The sequence below is a fragment of the Devosia sp. genome, from assembly GCF_036406155.1.
Lineage (GTDB): Bacteria > Pseudomonadota > Alphaproteobacteria > Rhizobiales > Devosiaceae > Devosia_A.
The window spans coordinates 1-9,818 of the sequence record NZ_DASWVV010000219.1 but is presented as its reverse complement, the minus strand read 5'-3'; the positions used below and the strand labels follow the sequence as shown (position 1 = coordinate 9,818).

Annotated in this window: 10 protein-coding genes; 4 read left to right on the top strand and 6 right to left on the bottom strand. The window is 69.7% G+C overall.

The genetic code is table 11. The features are described from left to right. Together VGD93_RS15385 and galE are read right to left on the bottom strand one after the other, a co-directional pair. Positions 1-1,161 (bottom strand): lytic murein transglycosylase (locus VGD93_RS15385; protein ID WP_395013046.1); only part of this gene is annotated, 1,161 nt, incomplete at its 3' end. A 50-nt stretch (positions 1,162-1,211) separates the two neighbouring features. Next, positions 1,212-2,198: a UDP-glucose 4-epimerase GalE gene (galE, locus tag VGD93_RS15380; protein ID WP_395013045.1), complete on the bottom strand. Its 987-nt coding sequence runs from the start codon at positions 2,196-2,198 to the stop codon at positions 1,212-1,214. 88 nt (positions 2,199-2,286) lie between these two features. Here galE and galU point away from each other — a divergent pair, with 88 nt between their 5' ends. Then, positions 2,287-3,165: a UTP--glucose-1-phosphate uridylyltransferase GalU gene (galU, locus tag VGD93_RS15375; RefSeq protein ID WP_395013044.1), complete on the top strand. Its 879-nt coding sequence runs from the start codon at positions 2,287-2,289 to the stop codon at positions 3,163-3,165. A 3-nt stretch (positions 3,166-3,168) separates the two neighbouring features. On the opposite strand, the gene VGD93_RS15370 is transcribed toward galU, so the two are convergent. After that, positions 3,169-4,407 carry an outer membrane beta-barrel protein gene (locus tag VGD93_RS15370; RefSeq protein ID WP_395013043.1) on the bottom strand — a complete coding sequence of 413 codons (1,239 nt, stop codon included), beginning with the start codon at positions 4,405-4,407 and terminating at the stop codon, positions 3,169-3,171. A gap of 210 nt (positions 4,408-4,617) precedes the next feature. Here VGD93_RS15370 and VGD93_RS15365 point away from each other — a divergent pair, with 210 nt between their 5' ends. Together VGD93_RS15365 and VGD93_RS15360 are read left to right on the top strand one after the other, a co-directional pair. Then, a complete protein-coding gene (locus tag VGD93_RS15365; RefSeq protein WP_395013042.1) occupies positions 4,618-5,388 on the top strand; it encodes a motility protein A in 771 nt (256 codons plus the stop codon). Further along, complete coding sequence (locus tag VGD93_RS15360; RefSeq protein ID WP_395013041.1) at positions 5,388-6,245, top strand: OmpA/MotB family protein; 858 nt, start codon at positions 5,388-5,390, stop codon at positions 6,243-6,245. The genes VGD93_RS15365 and VGD93_RS15360 overlap by 1 nt, the downstream gene beginning before the upstream one ends. A 7-nt stretch (positions 6,246-6,252) precedes the next feature. Here the strand turns inward: VGD93_RS15360 and VGD93_RS15355 are convergent, their stop codons facing one another. Both VGD93_RS15355 and VGD93_RS15350 read right to left on the bottom strand, forming a co-directional pair. Further along, entirely contained in the window at positions 6,253-6,702 is a 450-nt protein-coding gene (locus VGD93_RS15355) for an NfeD family protein (RefSeq protein ID WP_395013040.1), read from the bottom strand. Next, positions 6,699-7,679, bottom strand: a complete 981-nt coding sequence (locus tag VGD93_RS15350; RefSeq protein WP_395013039.1) for an SPFH domain-containing protein — start codon at positions 7,677-7,679, stop codon at positions 6,699-6,701. The genes VGD93_RS15355 and VGD93_RS15350 overlap by 4 nt, the downstream gene beginning before the upstream one ends. Before the next feature lie 194 nt (positions 7,680-7,873). Between VGD93_RS15350 and ligD the strand changes: the two genes are divergently transcribed. Further along, positions 7,874-8,809: a non-homologous end-joining DNA ligase gene (gene ligD / locus VGD93_RS15345; RefSeq protein ID WP_395013038.1), complete on the top strand. Its 936-nt coding sequence runs from the start codon at positions 7,874-7,876 to the stop codon at positions 8,807-8,809. A gap of 102 nt (positions 8,810-8,911) precedes the next feature. On the opposite strand, the gene hemH is transcribed toward ligD, so the two are convergent. Continuing rightward, positions 8,912-9,818 (bottom strand): ferrochelatase (hemH, locus tag VGD93_RS15340; protein WP_395013037.1); only part of this gene is annotated, 907 nt, incomplete at its 5' end.

The window sequence follows — 9,818 nt, the reverse complement described above, 5'->3', positions numbered from 1 at the left end:
CACCCCCTCGTAGTAGCCGAGTGCGGCCAGCGCCTGCTGGATCGCCTGGCGCTGGCTGAGATCGGGAAAGCGGGTACCGCGCGGCCACGCGGCGACAAAGTCGCCCGCCCCCTTAAGCCTGTCCGTCAGGTGCGCCACCGCCAGCGCGTAGCTGTCGGAAAAATTGTAGCCCTTGAGCACCAGATAGTTGCCCGTCATCAGGAACTTGGGGCCGTGGCGGCCGGCCGGGACATAGAGGAAGACCGGCTCGCCGGCATCGGCGAAGGCGCGGCCGCCGACGCGGGCGACGCCGCGCTCGGCGAAGAAGGCGATCGGCCGCAACTGCTCGCGCGTCGCCAGCGTGTAGTCGAAACCCTCGGGGACGGTGACCTCGAAGCCCCAGTCGACACCCGGCCGGTAGCCCAGGTCGCGGAGGAATTTCGCGCTGGTCGCCAGCGCGTCGGCGAGCGAACCGTGCAGGTCGACATGGCCGTCGCCGTCCCCGTCGCTGCCATGGGCGAGGACGTTGGACGGGTTGACCTGCAGGTGCCCGATGGCGCCGGCCCAGGAGCCGACCAGCCGCTCCGGCGCCACTCTCTCGCGCTGCACCAGCAGCAGGGCGGCGATGAAATCGGCCTCGTCCTGCACGAGCCGTCCGCGACGCTGGTGCACCAGCGTCGCCAGCGAGCGGATCACCGGGCGGATGAGCTTGCGGTTGCCGAGCACGGCGCCGTAATCGGTCTCGATGCCCCAGATGGCGCCCAGCAGATAGGGGTCGACGCCGTGGCGCGCGCCGATGGCGGCGAACAGCGTCGCGTGGTCGGCGAGCGCCGCCCGGCCGCGCGCGATGCGGCCGCTCGTCACCCGCTTGTCGAGATACTCCCAGACCGGCGTCGTGAACTCGGGCTGGGAGGTGACGAGGTCCGGGACCGCGGGATCGGGCGTCAGCCCCGCCGTGGCGCGGCGGTAGATTTCGGGCGTGACGCCGGCGGCGACCGCTTTGGCCTCGAAGTGGCGCAGGAAGGCGTCAAAGGTTTCGACGGGCTGGGCGAGCGTGGGGGTGGCAAGGACAAGCAGCCAGACGAGCAGGCCGAACGCCGCGCCGACCCCGACCCCGGTGCAGCGCGCCGAGAGGCGGGATCGGCCGCAGGCCGAGCCATATGCGAGAGCGGCAATTTCCATGGCCGCCATCCTGTCACGGCAATTGCGTCGCAATTTCGGAGCCGGCAGGCTCAGCGCTGCCGCGCCGGCAGCGCGCGCTCCCATTCATAGGCGCTCTGCACGATCTCTTCGAGCCCGGCGTGCTGCGGCGTCCAGCCGAGGAGTTCCCGGATCCTGTCGGCCCGGGCCACCACGGAGGCCGGATCACCCGGGCGCCGCGCCGCCTCGCGCACGGCGAAGGAAACGCCCGAAACCCGGCGCACCGTGTCGATCACCTGGCGCACCGAATAGCCCTGGCCGTAGCCGCAATTGAGGGTGACGCTGGCGCCGCCGCGACGCAAGTAGCCGAGCAGCAGCGCGTGCGCGGCCACGAGGTCGGTGACGTGGATGTAGTCGCGCACCCCGGTGCCGTCGGGCGTGGGAAAATCGGTGCCGAAAATGTCGACGTGGTCGCGCCGGCCCAGCGCCGCCTGCGCCGCCACCTTGATCAGGTGGGTAGCCGCCGGCGTCGACTGTCCGCTGCGCCCGGCCGGGTCGGCGCCGGCGACGTTGAAATAGCGCAGCGCGCCGTAGGTGATGGGATGGGCGGCGGCGACATCGGCCAGCATCATCTCCGTCATCAGCTTGGAGCGGCCGTAGGGCGACATCGGCTCGAGCCGGCTGTCCTCGCCAACCGGGGTGAGCCCGGCCATGCCGTAGACCGCCGCGGTCGAGGAGAAGATGAAATGCCTGACCCCGCCCTTGACCGCGGCCGCCAGCAGGTTGCGCGAAGCAGCGGTGTTGTTGCCGTAGTACTTGAGCGGGTCGGCGACCGATTCCGGCACGACGATGGAGCCGGCGAAATGCACGATGGAGCCGATCCCGTTCTGGGCGATGAGGTCGCCCACGAGGTCCATGTCGCCGGCATCGCCCCTGACGAAGGTGGCGCGTTTGTCGACCGCCCAGTCGAAGCCGGTGACGAGGTTGTCGACGACGATGACGTCCTCGCCTGCATCGCATAGTTGCAGGACCATGTGGCTGCCGATATAGCCGGCGCCACCAGTCACCAATACGCTCATCCCCTTCTCCAACCGGAAATTAATGCGGCGCATGCTAGGGCCGACGTATTGACATAGGATTACAGCTCACAGCCTCGAGGAGCCAGCCTTGCCCAATCGCGTGCGGACTGCCGTGTTCCCTGTTGCCGGTCTCGGCACCCGCTTCCTGCCGGCCACCAAGGCCATGCCCAAGGAGATGCTGACGGTGGTCGACCGGCCGCTGATCCAGTACGCCGTGGACGAGGCGCGCGAGGCCGGCATCGAGCACTTCGTCTTCGTCACCGGCCGCAACAAGGGCGTCATCGAGGACCATTTCGACAAGCAGTTCGAGCTCGAGCTGACGCTCGAACGACGCGGCAAATCGGCCGAGCTCGAGGAACTGCAGCGCGAGCTGCCGCAGGCCGGCCAGGCCAGCTTCACGCGCCAGCAGGAGCCGCTGGGACTGGGGCACGCCGTGTGGTGCGCCCGCGAACTGGTCGGCCACCAGCCCTTCGCCCTGCTCCTGCCCGACATGGTGTTCAAGGCCAGGCCCGGCGTGCTCAAGCAGATGATGCAGGCCTACGAGGCGACCGGCGGCAATGTCATCGGCGTCGAGGAGGTGGCCGAAGCCGACGTCTCCAGCTACGGCATCGTCGGGCGCGGCGAGGGGCCGGACGCCGGCTTCCGCATCACCTCCATGGTGGAAAAGCCCAAGCCGGCCGAAGCGCCGTCCAACCTGTTCATCTCCGGGCGCTACATTTTGCAGCCCGAGATCTTCGGGCTGCTGGGCCAGCAGACGCGCGGCGCCGGCGGCGAGATCCAGCTCACCGACGCCATGCAGACGCTGATCCGCACCCAGGCCTTTACCGGCGTCAAGTACGAGGGGCGCGTCTTCGATTGCGGCTCCAAGATCGGCTTTCTCACCGCCAATGTGGTGTTTGCCCTCGAGCGCCCCGACCTCGCCGGGCACCTGCGCCGCGAGCTGCGCGCCCTCGACCTCGACCTGTAGCGCCTAGTCGGTCATGGCGGCCCTGTGCGGGCGCGCCAGCGTCACCCCGAAGGTGACGCGATGCTCGATGTCGGGGGCCGCGTCGGCGTCCTCGCTGGTGGCGCCGTAGGCATAGTCGGCGGTGAGGGTGGTGCCGGCGTTGAGCAGATAGTCGAGCCCGGCGCCGGCCGAAAAGCCGGTTTCGCTGCGTGTCGTCCCCGCGAAGCTTGCCGAACTCCACCCGGCCGAGCCGCGCACGGCCAGCCGGGCATTGGCCTGGTAGCGCAGATCGGCGCCGGCGCTGTAGGCGACGCGCGCGAGGCCGCTTTCCTCCGGACCCGGGGCGCCGACGGCGGTCGAGACCCTCGCCCCCAGCGTCAGCGTCTCGTCCGGACGCCAGCTGAGGCTGGCGTCGTAGAGCGTCGTGACGAGGTCGGGGAAACCGGGTTCGGCGAAGCGGCGCAGGTTGACCCCGGCCGCGGCCTCGGCCTCGAGGACGCCGCGCCAGCGCGCGGCCAGCCCGGCGCGCAGCGAGTAATCCGCGGCATCGAGCCTGACCAGATAGGTGGGCGAGGCTACATCGTAGAGCTGATAGCCGGCGCGCCCGTCGACGAAGGCGGCAACCATCGGCGTCACCCGGTAGCCCAGCCTGAGGCCGGCCCCGGCGGTCCAGTTGTCCTGGTCGGAATTGTCGATGACCGCGCCGTCGTGGCGCGTCGTCTCGCCATGCACGGAGCGGCTCGCGCTGGCGCGGAGCACGGCGTCGAAGCGGCCGAAGCCGCGGCTCACCGTGACCTCCCCCGCCGCGGACCCGACCAGCGCCGCCGCGGCCGTGCCGGCCGGATCAGCGGGCGCGTCGGGGTCGTCCTGGGACAGCGACAGGTCGAGCCGCCCCGCCAGCCCGATCAACGCATCGAGCCGGTAGGTGCCGGCCAGCCCCGCCCGCAGCGCTCCGAGCCGGATGCCGCCCGCCTCCCCCAAGGCGATTTCGGCATCAGCCGAGACGGAATAGCCGCCGCGCAGCGTCTCGCGGGAGAAGGTGACGGCGGGAATCGTCAGCGTTTCGAAGCGTCCCCCCGCGCCGTCGGCGATCCAGGCGCCGCGCAGCGCCAGGCGCCAGTCGAGATCGGTGCCGGACAACGGCGGCGTCGCGGCCGCCGGCCACGGCTCACCGGCAAGCGCCGGCGCCGCGCCGGCCGCCAGCAGCGCGGCGGCAAGGCCCAGGCGAAGGCGCAGGCGGCGTGGTGCGGCGCTGGTCGGCATGGCATCTCCGGCGCGGACCGCGCCCCGGCAAATCTTGCAGCTCATGGTTAACGAAGCCTTGCGGCGGGTCCCGGCCGGGCGGTAACGGGGCGTTAACCCTGACGCTAACCGGCTGTTAACCCTGGTGCTTAAGCGCATGTTATTGCCGGCACCCCATGATCGAACCCCACGTTTTACATCGTATTTTCGACGCCGGGGGGCGCCCAGGAAGTGGACATAGCTACCGTTATCGGGATCGTGGGCGGCCTCGTCGTCCTGATCGCGGCCATCCTGCTGGAAGGATCCAGCCCGATGAGCTTCATCAACATCCTGCCCGCCATCGTCGTGCTCGGCGGCACGGCCATGGCGATCCTCGTGCGCTACACCATGGGCAGCTTCGCCGCGGCCATCGTGCTCGGCCTCAAGAGCGCGGTGCTGTACAAGCGCGTCACCCCCATCGCGCTGATCGACCAGATCGCCGAGATCGCCGAAACTATGCGCCGCCAGGGGCCGATCGCGCTCGAGCAGATCGTCATCGAGGACCAGTTCCTCCAGCGCGGCGTGCGCATGATCGCCGACGGCTTTTCGGCCGAGGCGCTGCGCGCCTCCCTCGAGCGCGAGCGCGACCTCGACCACGAGCGCGTCGAGGACAGCCACAAGATCTTCAAGGCCATGGGCGATACCGCCCCCGGCATGGGCATGGTGGGCACGCTGATCGGGCTGGTCTCCATGTTCGGGCATATGGACGATCCCAAGAAGATCGGCCCCGGCATGGCCATCGCCCTGCTCGCCACCTTCTACGGCGCCGCCATCTCCAACGTCTTCGCGCTGCCCATCTCCGACAAGCTCGCCAACCGGGCGCAGGAGGAAGGCACCAACCGCACGCTGATCATCGAGGCGCTGGTGATGATCCGCGAAGGCCGCAACCCCTCCACCATCCGCGACGAACTGGCGAGCTACCTGCCGCTGCACACGCGCGAGAAGATGCTCGAGGCCGCCTGATGGCACGTCGCAAGATCCAACTCTCGGGGGGGCACGGCGGCAGCTGGGTCATCTCGTTCGCCGACCTGATGAGCCTGCTCATGGCGTTCTTCGTCATGCTGCTGAGCTTCTCGGTGCAGGACCAGGAAAAGCTCAACATGGCCGCGGGCTCGGTGCAGAACGCCTTCGGCATCGCCGCCTACTCGTCCATGAGCGGCATGATCGAGCGCCGCGGCAACCCCGAGCGCGAATTCCTCAAGCATGTCGCCCCCGAGGAGATCGCGGCGGACACCGAGTTCTCCACGCTCGACCGCCCCGAGCACGACGCGCAGGGCCAGGAAGCCAACACCTATTCCGACGAGCGCACCGAGGTCGAGCGCGCCGCCCAGTTCGCGCTCGCCGCCGCGAGCCTCAAGCAGGCCTGGCAGGACCTGCCCGAGATCACCGCCATCGCCGAGAACATCGTGCTCGAGCAATCCAAGGACGGGCTCGACATCATCATTGCCGACCAGCTCGGGCGGGCCATGTTCCCCGAGGGCTCGAAATACCCCTACGAACTCACCCGCAAGGCCATCGCCGCCATGGCCCCGGCGCTGCAGCAGCTGCCCAACCAGATCGAGATTTCCGGCCACGTCGCCGCCGGCGCCCGCTTCGACACGCCGCGCTACGGCAAGTGGGAGCTGAGCTTCGACCGCGCCAATGTCGCCCGCCAGATCCTCGAGGAGTTCGGCCTGACCGGCAGCCGCATCCGCTCGGTGGTGGGGCGCGGCGACGCCGAGCCCTTCTTCCCCAACGATCCCTATCTCGCGGCCAACCAGCGCGTCGCCATCCGCGTGCTGTTCGAGCCGCCCCCGGTGCCGGTGGACCTGGCGCTGTAACCCCGCCTCAGACCGGCTCCACCCTGAGTACCGCCCCGTCTGCCCCGGTGATGCGCACGCGCCGGCCGGCGGCGAGGTCCGGGCCGCTCACGCGCCAGGTCGTATCGCCCAGCACCACCCGGCCGAAGCCATCCCGGATCGGTTCGTCGAGCACCACTTCCTGGCCGACATAGCGCTCGGCCCGCCGGTTGAGGAACGGCCGGTCGGAGGGCTTCTCCCGGCCGCGGGCGTAGCGCAGCCAGGCAGCGATGAGCACCAGCGACAGGACGCCGAACAGCAGGAACTGCAGCGGCCACGCGATCGGCTGCACGAACAGCACGAGGCCAGTGGCGATGCCGGCGACGCCGAGCCACAGCATGATGCCGCCCGGCACCACCAGTTCGAGCGCCAGCATGATCACGCCGGCGATGATCCAGGCCCAGGAGGCGTTACCCGCCGCCACGTCCACCAGGTTCATGCGCCGCGCTCCTGGCCCTGCGTCGCCGGCGGGCGGCTGGCGGAACGGGCCGGCCGCTGCGGCGCCCCGCCGTCGCCGCCGAAGGTCTCGCGCGCGATCTCTGCGATGCCGCCGATGGCGCCGATGACGCTGGCGGCCTCGACCGGCAGCATCAGCACCTTCTGGTTCGGCGACTTGGCGAGGCTTTCCAGCGCCCGGATATAGTTGTTGGCGACGAAATAGTTGATCGCCTGCACGTCGCCGGCAGCGATGGCGTCGGACACCACCTGCGTCGCCCGCGCCTCCGCCTCGGCCGAGCGCTCGCGCGCCTCGGCGTCGCGGAACGCCGCCTCACGCCGGCCCTCGGCCTCCAGCACCTGGCTCTGCTTGGCGCCTTCCGCCTGCAGGATCGCCGCCTGCCGCTTGCCCTCGGCCTCGAGGATCAGGGCGCGCTTCTCGCGCTCGGCCTTCATCTGCCGGCCCATCGACTCGACCAGGTCCTTGGGCGGATCGATGTCCTTGATCTCGATGCGCGTGATCTTCAGCCCCCAGGGCGAGACGGCGGTATCGACCACCTTCAGCAGCCGCTCGTTGATCTCGTCGCGGTGGCTGAGCAGTTCATCAAGGTCCATCGAACCCATGACCGTGCGGATATTGGTCATGGTGAGGTTGAGGATGGCGTTCTCGAGCTGGGCCACCTCGTAGGCCGCCGCCGCCGCATCGAGGATCTGGTAGAAGGTGACGCCGTTGGCGGTGACCGTGGCGTTGTCGCGGGTGATCACCTCCTGGTGGGGCACGTCGAGCACCTGCTCCATCATGTTGATCTTCCTGCCGATGCCGTCGACGAACGGGATGATCAGGTTGAGCCCCGGCTTCAGCGTGCGCGTGTAGCGCCCGAAGCGCTCCACCGTGTAGTTGTATCCCTGCGGCACGGTCTTGGCGCCGGCGAACAGCACGAGAATGGCCAGCACGCCCAGCGCGACAAGGGCGGTACTCATGGCGTCAAGCCCCAGAAAATCCATGACAGTCTCCCCTGCGGCTGCCGGAGCCCCGCCCTGGTGCCGCCTCGGGCGGACTGTATGTGGGCCGCTGCCCCCGCGCAATATTGCGCCGGCGCATTTCCCGCCCCCGGCAGCGGAACGATCGCCGGGCCGGGCCCGTTTCGCCGCCGGGACCGCGCAGGAGCAAAGCCATGGCCGAGCTGACAGACCGGATGGGGATCGCGGCCGCCGCCGAGGCCGGCGTGCGGCTCACCAGCCCCGATCGCGTGGTGTTTGCGCGGCAGGGGGTCACCAAAGCCCACCTCGTCGCCTACTACGCCGCCGTCGCCGGGCGCATGCTGCCCTTCCTCGCCGACCGGCCGCTCAGCCTTGTGCGCTGCCCGCGCGGCGGCGCGGGGCGCTGCTTCTACCAGAAGCACGATTCCGGTGGCTTCCCGGAGCAGGTGAAGCGGCTCGCCATCACCCAGCGGGACGGCGAGACCGAGGACTATTTCTACATCGACGACGCCGCCGGCCTGTTCGCCGCGACGCAGATGAACACGCTCGAATTCCACATCTGGGGCAGCCGCCGCGACCAGCTGGAAAGGCCCGACCGGCTGGTGTTCGACATCGACCCCGACGAGGGGCTGGAGTTCGCCGCCGTGCGCACCGCCGCCGTCGACATCCGCGACCGGCTCGCGGCCAGCGGGCTCGGGAGCTTTCCCATGGTCACCGGCGGCAAGGGCATCCACGTCGTCGCGCCGCTGCGGCGGGCCAGCGAATGGCCGGCGGTCAAGGCATTCGCCAAGGCCTTTGCGCAGCGCCTCGCGGCGGACGAGCCCGAGCGCTTCGTCGCCAGCATGAGCAAGGCCAGCCGCAAGGGGAAGCTGTTCATCGACTATTTGCGCAACGAGCGCGGGGCCACCGCCATCTGCCCGTGGTCGACGCGGGCGCGCGCAGGGGCACCCTGCGCCGTGCCGGTGGGCTGGGACGAGGTCGCCGGGCTCGAGCGGGCCGATGCCTTCCCGCTGGCTGCGGCGGCCATGCGCGCCGGACAACCGGACCCGTGGCCGGGCTATTTCGGCCTCGACCAGGCGATCACCGAGCGCATGCTCGACGCCGTCGCCGGGGTGGTGACGACGCCGTAGCCGGGCGCTTTGCGACTTCGCACGGACCTCCGGCCCCCTCATCCGACGCTGCGCGCCGCCTTCTCCCACGAGGGGAGACGGCGCCGACTACGGGGCCTGGGATCAGAGCCAGCCGCCCAGTTCGTTGCGTACCAGCGTCTCGAGCATGGCCATCGCCGGCTCGGTGTCGTTGAGGCAGGGGATGTAGGCGTATCTCTCGCCGCCGGCGTGCTCGAACTGCTCCTTGCCGGTGATGGCGATCTCCTCCAGCGTCTCGATGCAGTCGACCGAGAAGGCCGGGGCGACCACGGCGATCTTCTTCTTGCCCTTTTTGGGCAGGGTCTCGAACATGTCCTGGGTATAGGGCTGCAGCCACTCGGCCCGCCCGAAGCGGCTCTGGAAGGTGACCATCATCCTGTCCTCGGGCCAGCCCAGGTACTCGCGCACCAGCCGCGTCGTCTTCAGGCACTGGCAGTGATAGGGGTCGCCGGCCAAGAGGTAGGACTTGGGCATGCCGTGATACGAGGTGAGCACCACGTCCGGCTCGAAATCCAGCGCCGCGACGCCCTCGGCGATGCTCCTGGCCAGCGTCTCGACATAGGCCGGCTGGTCGAAATAGGCGGGCATGGTGCGCACCGCCGGCTGCCAGCGCATGGTCTTGAGGCTGTCGAAGGCCCTGTCGTTGGCGGTACCCGTCGTCGTTGCCGAATATTGCGGATACATCGGCACCAGCAGGATCCTGCGGCAGCCCGCCTGCTGCAGCGCCGTAAGCCGCGACGGTGTCGAGGGATTGCCGTAGCGCATGGCGAAATCGACGATCACCCGGTCGCCCAGGCGCGCCTGCAGCTTCTCGGCCTGCCGCCGGGTGATGACGCGCAGCGGGCTGTCATTGGCCGCGCGGTCCCAGATGCGCTCGTAGTTGGCGCCGCTCTCCCGCGGCCGCACCGACAGGATGATGCCCTGCAGGATGGGCTGCCAGATCAGCGGGTTGGTCTCGATCACCCGCCGGTCGGACAGGAACTCGGACAGG